The sequence below is a fragment of the Gordonia jinghuaiqii genome, assembly GCF_014041935.1.
Taxonomy (GTDB): Bacteria; Actinomycetota; Actinomycetes; order Mycobacteriales; family Mycobacteriaceae; genus Gordonia; species Gordonia jinghuaiqii.
In genome coordinates this window covers 4,270,056-4,284,617 of sequence record NZ_CP059491.1, presented here as the reverse complement: position 1 = coordinate 4,284,617, position 14,562 = coordinate 4,270,056, and the positions used below count along the sequence as shown (strand labels likewise).

Genomic DNA, 14,562 nt, shown 5'->3' with positions numbered 1-14,562 from the left:
AATCTCGGTGACCCCCAGGTCGGCGCGTATGGATAAGGCCTATCCCTTCTACGGTAGGCGTTCGGTGTCCGCGACCAAAATCCGTGTGTGAGGTAACCCTCACTTGAGGATGCGTGTGGCGGCCTCTCGGCGGGTGCCGATCACTTCTTCGCGGCGGCCGCGGCGATCGGTTCGACGGCCTGCCCGGCGACCCACGGGATGGTCAGCAGGGTGGGTACCGACATGGCGCTACCGACCTCTTGCGGCAGGTAGACCACCCGGTCGGACCGGGCGACGGACAGCCGGTCGAAGGCCGCGTTCGCGCGCAGCCGGTCGTTGGAACCCTCCCAGTCCACGGCGATCACGATGTCCGCGGCGTCGAGCAGGTTGAGGTTCTCGGCGGGCAGGTCGCCGTAGAAGCCGTTGGTGATGACCTTCTCCAGCGCAGGCGGAAAGCGCAGGCCATACCCGGCGACGGTCTGTCCGCGGCCGTCGGAGGGGCCGTAGATCGAGACCCCGCCGGTCGGGCTCGCGGTGACGACGACGGCGGTCTTGCCGGCGAACTCCGGGTTCTCCGCGCGCACCCCCGCGAGGAACGCCTCGGTCTCGGCGACCTTCCGTGCGGCGAGGTCGGGTAGCCCGACGGCGGTCCCGATCTGGACGGTCTGGCTGTCCCACGGGACCTGCCAGGGCTGGAACCGTGCGGGCCGCAGGATCGTCGGTCCGGTCTTGGAAAGCAGGTCGAACTGGTCGCGGGTGGGATCGGCGCCGACCGCGGTGATCAGGTCGGGGTCGGTGGCGAGCGCCTTGGGGATCTCGTCGCCGAAGGCTCCGGAGACGTTGGACAGCACGACCGGTGCCGAGTCGCGGAGCAGTTCGGCGTTCCACGGGGCCGTGGCCTGATCGGGATCGGCGAACGGGGCGATGGTGGTCGGGGTGACGCCGAGCGCGAGGAGGGTGTCGGCGTCACCGACCCCCATCGCGGCGACACGCTTCGGCGCTCGCTCGACCACGGCAGGCGCATAGGCCTGCTGCACGGTCACCGGGATGGCGCCGGGCTCCGGCGCGGGCACCCGGGCCGAGCCGTCCGGTGATTTCTCGGCGGGTGGCGAACACGAGGTCGCGACCAGGGTGGCGGCGAGCAGTGCCAGTAGCAGTGCGAGCGGTCGGTGGTGTCGGGTGCGCATCCGGATCCTTGCTGTCGGGCGGTCGGTCGGCGCGTTCGCCGGACTTGCTTAGGGTCACCTTACTCATGGGTCGACTTACTCACCGTCGGGGTGATGTCGACGACGCCTCCGCGAGGGCCTCGCGACGTGCGCACAAGCCGGTCGGGCCGCCCCGTGGGGCGGTCGTTAGACTTCCGCCATGGCCAAAGCTGCAGGCGGGGGCCGCAAGAACACTCCGTCCCGAAAGAGCGCCGCGTCCGGCAACGTCCCGACACCGGGTGCCGACGAGGGATTCGTCGACGAGGCGCCGCCCATGTGGCGGAACGCCTGGCCGTTCTTCGTCGCCGTCGGGGTGGTCGGGATCGCGGTGCTGAGCATCGTCGTCTCGAACATCACCCGCCCGCCGGAGGAGCGCGTGGGTGACTCCGCGCAGGTCCAGTACGCCATCAACGACCACTACACCGCGCGCAACGGCCCGAACTACGCCGAGTACCGGGCGAACACGTGCGCCGCCGACCTGGCCGCGGCCGACTTCGTGACCGAGGAGCAGTTCGTCTCCGACAACAAGCAATCGCTGGCCGAGAACGGGCACATCGAGATCCCCGAGATCACCGACCTCGTGGTCGACGGTGACCGGGCGACCGCCACGGTTCATTGGCACTATGACAACACGCCCGACACCGAGAACGTCGTCGAGACGACCGTCGTGCGTGAGAACGGCGAATGGAAGGTGTGCTCCTCATGACCTATGCCGGAGATCTGAGCCCGCGTGAGGCGTGGGAGAAGCTCGAGAACAATCCCGATGCCGTCCTGGTGGACTGTCGGACGCAGGCTGAGTGGTCGTTCGTCGGGGTTCCCGATCTCGAGGTCATCGGCAAACGGCCGGTCTTCGCCGAGTGGACGACCTTTCCCGAGGGACGCCGCAACGACGACTTCGTCGAGCAGCTGCGGGATTCGGGTGTCACCGACGATCAGGAAGTGATCTTCATCTGCCGCTCGGGACATCGCTCCGTCGGTGCCGCCCAGGCGGCGACGGCCGAAGGTTTCGGCAAGGCCTACAACGTCGTCGACGGCTTCGAGGGTGCCCTCGACGAGAACGATCACCGCGGGGCGTCGGGATGGCGTGCCGAGAACCTGCCGTGGAGGCAATCGTGAGTCCTGAACTGCCCGAGGGTCTTTCGCTGGACACCATCGCGGTGCGCGGCGGTCTGGCCCGCTCGGGGTTCCATGAGACCGCCGAGGCGCTCTACCTGACCAGCGGTTACGTCTACGACTCCGCCGAGGCGGCCGAACGCGCGTTCACCGGGGAGGACGAGCGATTCGTCTACTCCCGCTACGGCAACCCGACGGTCGAGATGTTCCAGGAGCGGCTCCGTCAGCTCGAGGGCGCCGAAGCCTGTTTCGCGACCGCGAGCGGAATGGCCGCGGTGTTCGTCGCGCTCGGTGCGATCCTCAAGGCCGGCGACCGTCTCGTGGCCGCGCGCAGCCTGTTCGGTTCGTGCTTCGTGGTGTGCAACGAGATCCTGCCGCGGTGGGGCATCGAGACCGAGTTCGTCGACGGTGAGGACCTCGAGCAGTGGGAGCGTGCGCTGTCCACGCCCGCCGACGCCGTCTTCTTCGAGACCCCGTCCAACCCGATGCAGAGCCTCGTCGACGTCGCGAGGGTGTCCGAACTGGCCCATGCCGCCGGCGCGAAAGTGGTGCTGGACAACGTCTTCGCCACCCCGCTGCTGCAGCGCGGACTGGATCTGGGCGCCGACGTCATCGTGTACTCGGGCACCAAGCACATCGACGGCCAGGGGCGCGTCATGGGCGGTGCGGTCCTGGGGCCCAAGGACTACATCGACGGCCCGGTGCAGCAGCTGATGCGTCACACCGGTCCGGCGCTGAGCCCCTTCAACGCCTGGACACTGGTCAAGGGCCTCGAGACGATGCGCCTGCGCGTCGACGCCTCGGTGGCCTCGGCGCTGCGCATCGCCGAGTTCCTGGAGAGTGATCCGCGGGTGCGCTGGGTGAAATACCCGTTCCTGCAATCACATCCGCAGTACGCGCTGGCCACCTCGCAGATGTCCGGCGGCGGTACCGTGGTGACCTTCGAGCTCAACGACCACGACGGCATCGACGGCAAGAAGCGCGCCTTCGAGGTGCTCAACGCGCTGCGGATCGTCGACATCTCCAACAATCTCGGGGACTCGAAGTCGCTGATCACCCACCCGGCCACCACAACCCATCGCGCGATGGGCCCCGAGGGTCGGGCCGCGATCGGCCTCAGCGACTCGGTCGTGCGCCTGTCGGTCGGGCTCGAAGGCATCGACGACCTGCTCGGGGATCTCGATCAGGCACTGGGTTGAATCAGGCCCAGGGTTGAATCGGGCACCGGCTGGGCCGAAAGTGGCGCCGAGCCTGGCTCAGATCTCCCCGATGCCGAGAGCATTCAGCACGGTCCGTAGCTTGGCGGCGGTCTCGTCGAGCTCGGCTTGCGGGTCGGAGTGTTCGACGATGCCGCCGCCGGCCCAGGTGCGCAGGCTCCGACGATCGGCGGCGAGTTCCAGGCACCTGATGGTGACCATCCATTCGCCGTCGCCTGCGGCGTCGCACCATCCCACCGCGCCGGCGTAGAAGCCGCGATCTCCCTCGACCTCCCGGATGATCTGGGCGGCAACATCACTCGGTGTTCCGCACACCGCCGGCGTCGGTCCGAGCAGGAGTGCGAGGTCGAGGGCGGTGGTCGACCGATCGCGCAGCGTCGCGCGGATCGGGGTGGCGAGATGCCACATCTCGCCGGTGGACTCCAGCTGTGGGGTCGACGGGGCCTGCACGTCGTCGCACAGATGCGTCAGCCGCTCTCGCAGATGCTCGACGACGAAGGCGTGTTCGGCGAGGTCCTTCGCCGAGGAGGACAGCTCCTCGGCGGTTGCGCGGTCGATTCCCGGATCGGGGGATCGCGGAGCCGACCCCGCATACGGGTGACAGGTCACGGTCCGGCCCGATTTGCGGAGCAGCGCTTCGGGACTCGCGCCCAGCAGCCACGATCCCGACCCCGTTGCCGCGCCGAGATCGACACCGAAGGCGTTGTGGCCGGCGTTGCCGCCGGCGAGTGCGTCGAGCAGTTCGGCGGGTCGTACCGCGTCGTCGAGCACGATGTCGACGCTGCGTGCCAGTACCACCTTGCCGACGTCGCCGGCGACGATGCGCTTCACGGCATGCGCGACACGCTCACGGTGCTCCTCGCCGGTGGGGTGCAGGACGGTCGAGACCGCACGACGCGTCAGCGGTGCCCCGCCGGACAGGGGAGTGCCGGTCGACAGCAGCGCCTCCGGCGCCACGAGCGCCGCGGTGTCGGCGACGTCGAAGGGGATCGCGCCGGTCAGAGATCTCACCGCGCCGGACCTCAACGATGCCGACGCCTCGTCGACGTCGGTGAACGCAGCGGTCACTCCCCGGCCCCGCACGGTCCCGTGCGGGCGCGACAACACGAACACATCTGTGGGGGACACGCCCGCCACGCTACAGGTAAGTGTGCCCTAACTTCGAATCACGCTGAATGAAAATTGACACGTCAGGGCAATGTCGGCGAATCTGTGTCGTAGGTCATGAGTGCCAGTGACAAGCCCCGGCTCGCTGGCCGGCAACCCTCCTCCACGGTGGGGTGCTCCGGGTGACGACCTGGCTGCGTACCGAACCCGGACGCGGCAAGTGTGGATTCTCGAGGAGCTCTTGTCATGACCGCTGTTCTCTCAGCACCCGTTTCGTCCTCTGCTCGCGTCACGCCCGCCGACACCGCCGCTTCTCGCGGCCGGTTCATCCCGGCGCTGGCGCCGGTCGTGGGTGCCGACGTGCAGGTACCGCTCACCGACGGGCGGACCGTCGCCTACGCCAACCTCGACTACGCCGCCAGCGCACCGGCGCTTAGCGCGGTGGCGGCCGAGGTCGCCGCAGCGCTCGGCCAGTACGCCAGCGTCCATCGCGGCGCCGGTCATCTGTCGCAGCTCACCACGCGTCGCTATGAAGCGGCCCGCGACACGGTGCGGAGCTTCGTCCGCGGCCGCCCGGACGACACCGTCGTCTTCACCCGCAACACCACCGACGCGATCAATCTGGCGGCCTCCATCACCCCGGCCGACGTCGTGGTCCTCGACATCGAACACCACGCCAACCTCCTCCCGTGGTGCACGCCGAAGGACGGCCGCCGCCGCGCGCGCGTAGTCACCGCCTGCGACACCATCGAGGACACTCTCGCCGCACTGGAAGCCGAACTCGCGTCCGCGCCGGCGTCGCTGCTGGCCGTGACCGCGGCGTCGAACGTCACCGGCGAGGTCCTGCCGATCAGCAGGCTGGCCTCGATCGCGCACCGCCACGGCGCCCGCATCCTGGTCGACGCCGCGCAACTCGTCGCCCACCGGGCCCTCTCGATGGTCAGTCACGGCATCGACTACCTGGCCTTCTCCGGTCACAAGGCGTACGCGCCGTTCGGCGCCGGTGTCCTGATCGGTCGGTCGGACTGGTTCGACGCGGCCGATCCCTACCTCGCGGGCGGGGGAGCGACGCTCGACGTCGACGTGAGCGGGACCCGGCAGACGGGTACCACCTGGCACACGGGCGCGGCCCGCCACGAGGCGGGTTCGCCGAATGTGCTCGGTGCGGTGTCGATCGCCGAGGCCTGCACCGCCCTCGCCGACCTCGGACCGGAAGCGATCGGACTGCACGAGCTGCGTCTGTGCGAACGCCTCGACGCGGGGCTGGCCGCGATCGACGGCGTACGGCCGCTACGGATCTTCGCCGATTCCGCCGATCGGGTGGGGATCGCCGGCTTCGTCGTCGACGGCCTCGCCCCGCGGGTCGTCGCCGAATATCTCAGCGACGAACACGGGATCGGGGTTCGTGACGGCAAGTTCTGCGCACATCCGCTGCTCAAGCGCCTCGGCCACCCCGGGGGCGCCGTCCGCGCCAGCTTCGGCGCCGGGACCACCTCCGACGACGTCGACCGTCTCCTCGACGCGCTCACCGCACTGGCGGCTGACGCACCCACCACACGACCCGAACTCGACGAGGGATAACACTCAGATGACCATCGAACTCGACGCACCAGCGGCCCGGAACAGTGCCACCGACACCTCCACCGGCACCGCCGCCACCAACACCGTCAGCATCGGACGCCCGCAGTTCCAGATCGCCGTCGCCGGCGATCCGCTCGCGCGGACGTTCCCGCTCGTGGTGCGCCGCGAGACGCTACGGGACGCGCAGCGTGCGCGGTCGCTGCTCCGGGCCGGAAGCCACGATCCGGCGAAGTTCGTCGTCGCCCTCGAAGTCGAGGTGGCGATCGCGCCTCAGGCGGCCTCCGCGCGTGCAGCGGCAGAACATGCCGGGCGGTTCGCGGCGATCGACTCGGAGACCGTCCGGTATGTCGGAACCGTCTCCGGCCTGACGACGCTGCTCCGCGACATCTATGCCGCCGAGGTCGCCGACGCCGTGATCCTCACCCCGATCGACGGGGCGGCCACCGAACAGCGCATCCGCGAACAGGTCCTGCCGGTCTTCGAGAACGCGCGATACCGCGTCGCCTAGGCTGCGCGCGCGAAGCGATGCTTCTGTCGCCGGTCGGGTATGCGAGGTACGACGGCGAGTGCGGACCCGATCGACAAGATCACTGCTCCACCGGGACGATCCCGCCGCCACTCGTGCAGGCGCGAAGACAGTCGCCACCGACGACGTGCAGATCCTCGGTCTTCACATCACCCGCCCTCGAGCGAGACATGCTGCGGCGTGAGTTCGGGATCGGGACGGAACGACTCGAGTTGGGTTTCCTCCAGTTTGTGTACCAGCTGTTCGTACTGCCAGCGGTTGTATGCGAGGGGCGTCATCAGAATCCGCTTGGGCGCCCGGCGATAGAGAATCGGGAGAATCCGGCACATCACCGCGAACTCGATGCGCCGCATCCGAGTGAACGGGAACCCGAAGACCTCACGGACCTTCGGCCGGCTGATGGCCATGCCGCAGGTGATCGCCACCTCACCGGCGACCCGGGACATTGCCGGCCACAGTGGACGAAGTACGGCGGGCAACCCATCTGGCGCAGGAGGGGTGGCGAACAGCCTGCGTCCGACCTCCAACATGTACGTGTCCTGCAGGTCGTTCTCGAGCAGGTCGTCGTAGTAGGCCATCGCCTCGGCGTACGAGCGCGGCAGCGCCGACGCCTTCCCTGTGAACGACAACGAGCCCATCTTGTCCCACATGAGGCGATAGAAGATCTCGTTGTCCCGCTCGCCGAGCGGGTCACCGGTGATCGGCGTGTACGAATTGCGGTAGAGGAGAAACATGCTGAGATAGACCAGGTTCCAGGCGCGGGGTGAGTATGCGCTGTAGTGCTTGCCGTCTCGCCCGATGCCCTTGACCTCGCGGTGCAACGTCTTGATGCGGTCGAGGTGCCGGGCGTTGAGCTCCGCATCCCCCCACATCACGAGCTGACCCGCCGCCATCGTGCGCATGTTGCGTTCCAGCGGTCTGTTCTCGTACCTGCCGGTGGCCCACGTCGCGTTGGAGACGTCGCGCTGCATGCCCTGATCGACATAGGCCGCGGCGAACAGTCCGATCAGGCCGGTCCCGCAGAACCAGCGGAACTGCTCGTAGCGCTGCAGGGCGTGACCTTCGAGCGGCGGACCGTCGATGGTGAGGTCGTCACCCGAGTGTTCAGACCGTGGTTGCGCCATCGTCACTCCTGTGGGTTGTCTTGCTGTGGTGGGGATCTCGCCGCACATCTGGTGCGTCGGTCAGCGGACTGAGGATCACGTGGACCATGCGGCGGACAGCCGCGGGATCGTCGGCCGCCAATCCGTAGTCCGGTGTCAGCCAGACACTTCCGATGAACCTCCAGAGGACCTCAGCGATCGCTGCGGCATCGACTTCACGGTCGACACGCTCGGCGCAGTCCGCGATGTGCGCGGTGAGCAGCATGAGCTGAGGTGCCGCGATCTGCCGGTCCCTGTGCACGGCTACGGCCGTTCCGTCCTGCACCAGCCGCACCCCTATCGGATGGGTCCGCGCAACGCGGATCGCTTCCACGATCAATTCGACGAGTTGCTCACGCGGGTCGTCGATCACGCTGACGGCGTCGGCGAAATCCTCACCGATCCTCGTCAGCTCGAACGCAAAGGCCCGCCGGATCAGTTCGTCCTTCGACTCGAACCGGCGGAACACCGTCGCACGCCCCACCCCGGCATCGCGCGCGACATCGCTCATGGTCATCCGCTCGATGCCGTACAGGCCGATGCAGCGCAACGCCGCGTCCAGGATTGCGTGGTCGACGGCGTCGCCCGGCTCCGAAGGCCGATTCAGGGCGTCGACCACGAAGCGAGCGACCGACGACGTGAGACTCGACATGCAGAGAGAGTATCGCCGGTATCGAGTCGCCGCGGTCGATTGCGCTGAATCCGGGTCATCTCTCGCACAAACGGGGCCACGACTCATACGGACGTCCCGACTCCCCAGAAAGACGGAAACCGCCGACGACGTCCTCGGGGAACGTCGTCGGCGGTCTCGTAGGTGAAGCGGTGGTGTCAGCCGCGCGAGGGCTCGTTGGCCGCGTCGGGGTGCTGGGCCAGGCGGTCGATGGCCTCCTGGGCGATCTTCTCGGCCTCGGACCGGCCGACCCAACCGCCGGGCTGGACCTCCTTGCCGGGCTCGAGGTCCTTGTAGTGCTCGAAGAAGTGTGAGATCGGGCCGAGCTCGTACTCGGACACGTCGGTGATGTCCTTGATGTGGTCCCAGCGCACGTCACCGGCCGGCACGCACAGCAGCTTGTCGTCGCCGCCGGCCTCGTCGCTCATGGTGTACATCCCGACGATGCGGGCCCGCACGATGATGCCGGGGAACACCGACTCGGGGAGCAGGACCATCGCGTCGAGCGGGTCGCCGTCCTCACCGAGGGTGCCGTCGATGTAGCCGTAGTCGGCCGGGTATCCCATCGAGGTGTACAGGTAGCGGTCGAGGTAGACCTTCCCCGTCTCGTGGTCGACCTCATACTTGTTTCGGCCACCCTTGGGGATCTCGATGGTCACATCGAATTCCACTGTTCCTCCTGGCAGTCTGGATCGGAGATGCTGCGCCGGGCCGAGACGGCCGCACGCGGCTCCAACGATACTGTTAGTCCGACGACCTCGATGTTCGTACCCCTGGAAGTTCGTTTCCCTGACGGTATGCCGAGCGGGTCGCCACCGACCGTGCAGCGCGAGAGACCCGGAGGCTTTGTGGGCGCACCGACCAGACCCGCATCGACGAGCGCCGCATCGACGAGCACCGGGGGTCGCCGCGGTCGGAAACTCCTGTGGTGGACGATCGCCGCCGTGGTGATCCTGGCGCTGGCCTCGACCGCCGCGGTCGTCGTCGCCCTACGGGTGGACCGCGACCCCGCACTGCCGCCGGGAATCCCGCCGCAGCCCGCCGCGATCGCCGTCGACCCGCTGATCGACCCGGTGGCCGCCACCGCACCTGCGCCGACCCCGACCGGGGTGATCCGCGCCATCACGCCCGCCCTGCGCGATCCCGCGCTGGGGGAGCTGACCGGAATGATCACCGATTCGCTGACCGGCCAGGTCCTGTGGACGCGCAACCCGCAACGGCCACGCATCCCGGCGTCGAACGCCAAGGTCCTCTCCGCCGCGGCCTTCCTCGATGCGATGCCGCACGACCAGCGACTGACGACGACGGTGATCGCCGGTGCCGACGGACAGGTGATCCTGCGGGGCGCGGGCGATCCGACGCTGTCGGCGCAACCCGCCGACGCCGACACTTTCTACACCGACCCCGCCCGCATCGCCGACCTCGCCGACCAGATCAGGCGGACCGAGCTCCCGGTGACGTCGGTGGCGGTGGATCTGGGTGCCTTCTCCGGGCCGACGATGGACAGCACCTGGGATCGGCGCGACATCACCGGCGGCGACATCGCCCCCATCGAATCGTTGATGATCGACGGCGCCCGCCTCGAACCGCTCGACGAATACTCGCCGCGCAGTCCGACGCCGGGCATCATGGCCGGTGAGGCGCTCGCCGCCGCCCTCGGCGTCGACGGGCCGGTCACCGAGACGACCGCTCCCACCGGCGACCGCGTCATCGCCGAAGTCGAGTCCGCACCCCTGGTCACCAGGGTCAACGACATGTTGCGCCACAGCGACAACGTGCTGGCCGAGTCGCTCGCCGTCGAACTGTCGGTGTACCGCGGTGGTCCGCCGACCCACGCGGGCGGGGTCGATGCCGTCGAGCAGGTGTTGTCCTCGATGTTCCCCGAGCAGTGGCCCGGCACCACCCTGCGCGACGCCTCGGGTATCTCCTACGCCAACCGCACCACACCCGCGCTGCTCGACGCGGTCATGACGGCGGCCAGCGGACCGGGCAAACCCGCCCTGCGGCCGATGCTCGACGGGCTGCCGATCGCGGCCGGCACCGGCACCCTGGCCGACCGGTTCGGCGCCACCAACCCCGGCGCGGGCTGGGTGCGGGCCAAGACCGGAACACTCACCGGGGTCAGTTCGTTGACGGGCATAGTCCAAACGATCGACGGCCGCGTGCTGTCGTTCGCCCTGATGTCCGGCGGCACCTCACCGGCGGACGCGAGACCCGCCCTCGACGCCGTGGTGGGTCAACTGAGAGAGTGCGGGTGCCGATGACCAGGTCAGGAACCGACAGCGTGGCAGGAACCAGCGTGGCAGGGGCCGACAGCGCGGCCGCCGACAGCACGGTCACCGGGGTGCGGGTGGCCGAGGAGGACCGTCGCGAGAGCATCGGATCGCAGATCGACTGGTCGCTGGCCGCGTCGACCGCCAAGCGGCTCGTGCGCCCGGGCCCCAAGACCACCGCGTACACCTATTCGGCGGCACAGGCCGAACTCGCCGACGCCGCGACCCGCGCGGAGGCGCCGGTACGCGAGGTCACCGGTCTGGCCGACGGCCTGCGCGTTCCCGCCACCCGGGTCCTCGACCGTCCCGGATGGATCGACGCGTCGTCGATGTCGATGCGTTCGATGCTCGGGGCCGACGCCGAGGAGGCCGGTTCGTCCGGGCTGGCGGCCCGCTTCGGCGGACTCCAGGCCGGCGGCCTGCTAGCCTTCCTCTCCACGGCCATCCTCGGCCAGTACGATCCCTTCACCCCGGACCCCGAGACCGGCGAACCGGGTGTGCTGATGGTGGTGACACCCAACATCATCGGCGTCGAACGCCAGCTCAAGGTGATCCCGTCGGACTTCCGCCTCTGGGTGTGTCTGCACGAGGTCACCCACCGTGTGCAGTTCTCGGCCAACCCGTGGCTGCGCGACTACATGCAGGACAACGTCGCCACCCTGACCTCCGACGCCGGCGAATCCACCACCGAGATCGTCACCCGGATGACCAAGGCGCTCAAGGGGTCCGACGGGCCCCGCGAGAAGGGGATCATCGGTGCGATGCAACTGCTGCAGAGTCCCGAACAGTACGAGGCATTCCAGCGCATGATGGTGCTCGGCACCCTGCTCGAGGGCCACGCCGACCACGTCATGGACGCGGTGGGTCCCGCGCACGTGCCGTCGGTGGCGCGCATCCGCACCGCCTTCGACAAACGGCGCAAGGCCCCGCAGAATCCGGTGCAGCGCATCATCCGGGCGCTCATCGGCATGGATGCCAAGCTCGCCCAGTACATCCGGGGTAAGGCCTTCGTCGACGAGGTGGTCGCCACCGTCGGCATGGAGCGGTTCAACACGATCTGGACCTCGCCCGAGACGATGCCGCGCCCGGAAGAGATCGACGCACCGCAGGCATGGATTCAGCGGGTGTTGTGAGGCGGGCGGTCGCGGAATTCGCGGCCGCTCATCTCGACGGGTCGCAGGTCTGCGTGGGACTGTCCGGCGGCCCGGACTCGCTCGCGCTGACCGCGGCCGCGGTCCGCTCCGGGCTCGACGTCACCGCGCTGATCGTCGACCACGGTCTCCAGTCGGGTTCTTCCCGGGTGGCCGCCGAGGCATCGGAGGCAGCCGCGGCGCTCGGGGCGCAGACCCGGATCCTGCCGGTGAGCGTCGGCCGGCGGGGTGGCCTCGAAGCCGCCGCGCGGGAGGCCCGGTACGCCGCGCTCGACGCCGCACGCGACGACCATCCGGTTCTGCTCGCCCACACCGCCGACGATCAGGCGGAGACGGTGCTGCTGGGATTGGCCCGCGGCTCCGGTGCCCGGTCGATCGCCGGGATGCGCGAATGGAATCCGCCGTGGGGAAGGCCGTTCCTCGGGGTCCGGCGTTCGCAGACCCTGGGTGCGTGTACCGACTTCGGTCTCGCCCCTCATCACGACCCGCACAACCGTGACACGCGCTTCACCCGGGTGCGGTTGCGGGCCGAGGTCCTGCCGCTGCTCGACGATGTGCTCCACGGCGGCGTCGTCGAGGCGCTGGGTCGTACCGCAGCCGGCCTGCAGGACGACAACGACGCTCTCGACGAGTGGGCGCATCGGGTGGCGGTCGGCGCAATCCATGCCGACGGGCTCGCGGTCGATCCGCTGCGTGAGGTGCCGATGGCCGTGCGGACACGCGTCGTCCGTCGCTGGCTGTCCGGTGTCGGCGCCACCGAACCCACGCACCGCGTGATCACCGCGGTCGTCGCGCTCGTGGCTCCGGGGGCCGGCCGGGGGGCTCAGGTCGCCATCGGAGGCGACCCCGCGACGCGCCGCGTCGTCGAACTCACCGGCAATACGCTGACGGTCCGCCTCACCGCGAGGTGAGACGGACCGTCAGGTGTGCCTTGTGCAGGCGTCGCGCGCCGTCAGCGAGGGGCGCGCTGCTGTTGCTGGCGAGGGGGCTTGAACGGCGAGGTGATGGTCTGGAAGTAATGGAAGGCCGCGACCGCGAGGGACGCGCCGCCACCGACCACGACGCCGGCGATCCCTCCGATGGAAGCGCCCAGCGGGATGGCCGGCAGGCATCCGATCGCCGCTCCGAGGATGCACCCGAGGACACCGCCCACGACGACGCCGAGCGCGAGGCCGACCCACTGAGAGATCGTCATGCCGGCGCTGAACTGGCTGATCATCCGCTGCAGTGCCTCATCGTCGCGTTGCTGACGCGTTTGCGGCAGCGTTTGCGCGGCGGCGCGGACGGGTTCGACCAGGGCGGGGGACAGTTCCACCGAACGTGATACGTCCTTCGACGGAATGAGGGTCGCGTTCCCGTTCGAAATGGTGGTGTCGATGGGGAACTGTCGATTCTCGTTGCGGTAGACCAGCGGAATTCGAAGTACTTCATGGCCGATTAGATTTCGCAGGACGAGCTTTCCGTCCTCACGTGCGAACTCGCCGTTCTGCACCGACATGTTCACCGACGACGCGGTGTGCGACAGCGAGTAGGTGACCGGAAGGTCTTGCGAGGGGCGGGCTTCAGCAGTTGCTGCAAACATGGTGACGGATGCGACGGCCAGGCTGAGGATGGCGCTGAGGCGAATCCGGCTCAACGGGTTCTTGCGCAGGGGGATACGCGAGGTGGGGTGCACGGGGTCCTCTTTCTGTCCGACCAGGGCCGGGGCGAGGGGAGGGGAGGGGAAATGTGGCAGCCACGCCTAGACTGCTTGATCTGACAATGTCAGATGTCTGTTCGGTAACGAAATGGATCCGCGTGGAATGGTGCCTGTGTTGTATATTGTTACCGAGCTGTTATCTGACTATCAATTCGGCTAAACGGTGGTCTTGATCGACGCCGTGGCGATCATGTGCATTTCCTCCGCCATTTCCGCTGGTGGTTTGAACGGTTATCACGTCGGGTGTATCCGCTGCGGATCAGCACCCGTTGCCTGTGTGACCGCGAAAACATGACAAGCTGAGCACGTGCAGTTTGCCGACCCGTACGCCGCTGACATCGACGCCGTTCTGATCTCCGAGGAACGGATCAAACAGCGCACCGCCGAGCTAGCCCAGTCCGTCGCGTCGCGATACGCCGACATCGAAGAGGATCTGGTCCTCGTCGGGGTACTCAAGGGCGCGATCATGTTCATGACCGACTTCGCCCGTGCGCTGCCGATTCCGTCCCAGATGGAGTTCATGGCGGTCTCGAGCTACGGGTCGTCGACCTCCTCCTCGGGCGTCGTGCGCATCCTCAAGGACCTCGACCGCGACATCGAGGGCCGTGACGTCCTGATCGTCGAGGACATCATCGATTCCGGCCTCACGCTGTCGTGGCTGATGAAGAATCTCGCGACCCGTTCGCCACGCAGCCTCGAGGTGTGCACCCTGCTGCGCAAACCGGAGGCCGTGCGTTCGCCCGTGCGGGTCGCCGACGTGGGCTTCGACATCCCGAACGAGTTCGTCGTCGGCTACGGCCTGGACTACGCCGAGCGGTATCGCGACCTGCCCTACATCGGCCGGCTGAAGCCCGAGGTGTACTCGCAGTGACCGACGCGGCGCCGGTGTTCACCCGGAC

At 68.4% G+C, this 14,562-nt stretch carries 15 protein-coding genes and 1 riboswitch; of the genes, 9 read left to right on the top strand and 6 right to left on the bottom strand.

Going from position 1 to position 14,562, the window contains the following annotated elements; all coding sequences use genetic code 11:
• Positions 1–140 precede the first annotated feature (140 nt).
• Positions 141–1,166: an ABC transporter substrate-binding protein gene (locus tag H1R19_RS19095; protein ID WP_188331182.1), complete on the bottom strand. Its 1,026-nt coding sequence runs from the start codon at positions 1,164–1,166 to the stop codon at positions 141–143.
• A gap of 178 nt (positions 1,167–1,344) precedes the next feature.
• Here H1R19_RS19095 and H1R19_RS19090 point away from each other — a divergent pair, with 178 nt between their 5' ends.
• Genes H1R19_RS19090 through H1R19_RS19080 form a run of 3 tightly spaced genes read left to right on the top strand, consistent with a single transcriptional unit; the run spans position 1,345 to position 3,496 of the window.
• Positions 1,345–1,890, top strand: coding sequence for an Rv0361 family membrane protein (locus H1R19_RS19090; protein WP_188331181.1), 546 nt, complete (start codon positions 1,345–1,347; stop codon positions 1,888–1,890).
• Positions 1,887–2,300 carry a rhodanese-like domain-containing protein gene (locus tag H1R19_RS19085; RefSeq protein ID WP_188331180.1) on the top strand — a complete coding sequence of 138 codons (414 nt, stop codon included), beginning with the start codon at positions 1,887–1,889 and terminating at the stop codon, positions 2,298–2,300. Before H1R19_RS19090 ends, H1R19_RS19085 begins: the two co-directional genes overlap by 4 nt.
• On the top strand, positions 2,264–3,496 hold the full coding sequence (locus tag H1R19_RS19080) for an O-succinylhomoserine sulfhydrylase (RefSeq protein ID WP_219849822.1): 1,233 nt from the start codon (positions 2,264–2,266) through the stop codon (positions 3,494–3,496). Before H1R19_RS19085 ends, H1R19_RS19080 begins: the two co-directional genes overlap by 37 nt.
• 57 nt (positions 3,497–3,553) lie before the next feature.
• Here H1R19_RS19080 and H1R19_RS19075 read toward each other — a convergent pair whose 3' ends face one another.
• Positions 3,554–4,627 carry an isochorismate synthase gene (locus H1R19_RS19075; protein ID WP_188331420.1) on the bottom strand — a complete coding sequence of 358 codons (1,074 nt, stop codon included), beginning with the start codon at positions 4,625–4,627 and terminating at the stop codon, positions 3,554–3,556.
• Between the two features lie 107 nt (positions 4,628–4,734).
• Positions 4,735–4,850, top strand: a riboswitch (SAM riboswitch).
• 17 nt (positions 4,851–4,867) lie between these two features.
• Between H1R19_RS19075 and H1R19_RS19070 the strand changes: the two genes are divergently transcribed.
• A complete protein-coding gene (locus tag H1R19_RS19070; RefSeq protein ID WP_219849821.1) occupies positions 4,868–6,202 on the top strand; it encodes an aminotransferase class V-fold PLP-dependent enzyme in 1,335 nt (444 codons plus the stop codon).
• A gap of 7 nt (positions 6,203–6,209) precedes the next feature.
• A complete protein-coding gene (locus tag H1R19_RS19065; protein WP_244970759.1) occupies positions 6,210–6,710 on the top strand; it encodes a hypothetical protein in 501 nt (166 codons plus the stop codon).
• 167 nt (positions 6,711–6,877) lie between these two features.
• On the opposite strand, the gene H1R19_RS19060 is transcribed toward H1R19_RS19065, so the two are convergent.
• From H1R19_RS19060 to H1R19_RS19050, 3 genes are all read right to left on the bottom strand, one after another.
• A complete protein-coding gene (locus H1R19_RS19060) occupies positions 6,878–7,852 on the bottom strand; it encodes an oxygenase MpaB family protein (protein WP_219849820.1) in 975 nt (324 codons plus the stop codon).
• Complete coding sequence (locus H1R19_RS19055) at positions 7,833–8,522, bottom strand: TetR/AcrR family transcriptional regulator (RefSeq protein ID WP_219849819.1); 690 nt, start codon at positions 8,520–8,522, stop codon at positions 7,833–7,835. Before H1R19_RS19055 ends, H1R19_RS19060 begins: the two co-directional genes overlap by 20 nt.
• 176 nt (positions 8,523–8,698) lie before the next feature.
• A complete protein-coding gene (locus H1R19_RS19050; RefSeq protein WP_188331175.1) occupies positions 8,699–9,211 on the bottom strand; it encodes an inorganic diphosphatase in 513 nt (170 codons plus the stop codon).
• Between the two features lie 177 nt (positions 9,212–9,388).
• Here H1R19_RS19050 and dacB point away from each other — a divergent pair, with 177 nt between their 5' ends.
• From dacB to tilS, 3 genes are read left to right on the top strand one after another with little or no spacing between them, the layout of a single operon-like run.
• Positions 9,389–10,804: a D-alanyl-D-alanine carboxypeptidase/D-alanyl-D-alanine endopeptidase gene (dacB, locus tag H1R19_RS19045; RefSeq protein ID WP_483401428.1), complete on the top strand. Its 1,416-nt coding sequence runs from the start codon at positions 9,389–9,391 to the stop codon at positions 10,802–10,804.
• Positions 10,801–11,946: a zinc-dependent metalloprotease gene (locus H1R19_RS19040; RefSeq protein ID WP_188331173.1), complete on the top strand. Its 1,146-nt coding sequence runs from the start codon at positions 10,801–10,803 to the stop codon at positions 11,944–11,946. Before dacB ends, H1R19_RS19040 begins: the two co-directional genes overlap by 4 nt.
• Positions 11,943–12,875, top strand: a complete 933-nt coding sequence (tilS, locus tag H1R19_RS19035; protein WP_244970758.1) for a tRNA lysidine(34) synthetase TilS — start codon at positions 11,943–11,945, stop codon at positions 12,873–12,875. Before H1R19_RS19040 ends, tilS begins: the two co-directional genes overlap by 4 nt.
• A gap of 41 nt (positions 12,876–12,916) precedes the next feature.
• Here tilS and H1R19_RS19030 read toward each other — a convergent pair whose 3' ends face one another.
• Positions 12,917–13,639 (bottom strand): DUF8020 domain-containing protein, encoded by a 723-nt coding sequence (locus H1R19_RS19030; RefSeq protein ID WP_188331171.1) that lies wholly within the window; start codon positions 13,637–13,639, stop codon positions 12,917–12,919.
• Positions 13,640–13,970: 331 nt separating this feature from the next.
• Here H1R19_RS19030 and hpt point away from each other — a divergent pair, with 331 nt between their 5' ends.
• Positions 13,971–14,534 (top strand): hypoxanthine phosphoribosyltransferase, encoded by a 564-nt coding sequence (hpt, locus tag H1R19_RS19025; protein WP_188331170.1) that lies wholly within the window; start codon positions 13,971–13,973, stop codon positions 14,532–14,534.
• Positions 14,535–14,562: the final 28 nt, after the last annotated feature.

What these genes read in the sequence shown, in the direction of transcription:
- H1R19_RS19095 (WP_188331182.1), bottom strand. Translation starts at nt 1,166, where the DNA reads ATGCGCACCCGACACCACCGACCGCTCGCACTGCTACTGGCACTGCTC.
- H1R19_RS19040 (WP_188331173.1), top strand. Translation starts at nt 10,801, where the DNA reads ATGACCAGGTCAGGAACCGACAGCGTGGCAGGAACCAGCGTGGCAGGG.
- H1R19_RS19080 (WP_219849822.1), top strand. Translation starts at nt 2,264, where the DNA reads ATGGCGTGCCGAGAACCTGCCGTGGAGGCAATCGTGAGTCCTGAACTG.
- H1R19_RS19055 (WP_219849819.1), bottom strand. Translation starts at nt 8,522, where the DNA reads ATGTCGAGTCTCACGTCGTCGGTCGCTCGCTTCGTGGTCGACGCCCTG.
- H1R19_RS19060 (WP_219849820.1), bottom strand. Translation starts at nt 7,852, where the DNA reads ATGGCGCAACCACGGTCTGAACACTCGGGTGACGACCTCACCATCGAC.
- H1R19_RS19065 (WP_244970759.1), top strand. Translation starts at nt 6,210, where the DNA reads ATGACCATCGAACTCGACGCACCAGCGGCCCGGAACAGTGCCACCGAC.
- H1R19_RS19070 (WP_219849821.1), top strand. Translation starts at nt 4,868, where the DNA reads ATGACCGCTGTTCTCTCAGCACCCGTTTCGTCCTCTGCTCGCGTCACG.
- H1R19_RS19085 (WP_188331180.1), top strand. Translation starts at nt 1,887, where the DNA reads ATGACCTATGCCGGAGATCTGAGCCCGCGTGAGGCGTGGGAGAAGCTC.
- H1R19_RS19090 (WP_188331181.1), top strand. Translation starts at nt 1,345, where the DNA reads ATGGCCAAAGCTGCAGGCGGGGGCCGCAAGAACACTCCGTCCCGAAAG.